Genomic DNA, 500 nt, shown 5'->3' on the forward strand with positions numbered 1-500 from the left:
ATAGCAAGTATGGAGCTGGATACGACAGCATTGTTTATCCAATAGAGTGTTTTCGGGCTATGACGAAATTGTCGATGAAGTTTCAAAGGCATGGAATCACTTTATTTCAATCCCGGATCGAGTGAAGAAAATGTGCAATCGGGAATGGATTAAATTGATTTAATCTTTATGCGGAATGGTATAACTCATGTTGGGTTTCGCTTCGCTCTTCCCAACCTACTTGGAGAATGAATAGGGTGAATGCTGAGGGAGTCTCTGTACTAAACAACCACACAGTTCAACTGACATCTAATATCTAACCTCTGATATCTCTGTGTTTCAGCTGACGGTGAGGCTAAACGCGATATAAAATCGCGACTACAAACGCAAAAAAGCCCGACTATTTCGAATCGGGCTTTCTTTAATAGGATCCTGGCGATGACCTACTTTCACATAGCAACTGCTACACTATCATCGGCGCTGTTTCGTTTCACTACTGAGTTCGGCATGGGGTCAGGTGG

Annotated in this window: 1 rRNA gene; it reads right to left on the reverse strand. The window is 42.8% G+C overall.

What is annotated here, in order from left to right:
- Window positions 1-409 precede the first annotated feature (409 nt).
- Window positions 410-500, reverse strand: a 5S ribosomal RNA gene (gene rrf, locus CWB80_RS23280); the annotation flags it as partial.

Source organism: Pseudoalteromonas sp. S1650 (genome assembly GCF_005887195.1).
Taxonomy (GTDB): Bacteria; Pseudomonadota; Gammaproteobacteria; order Enterobacterales; family Alteromonadaceae; genus Pseudoalteromonas; species Pseudoalteromonas simplex.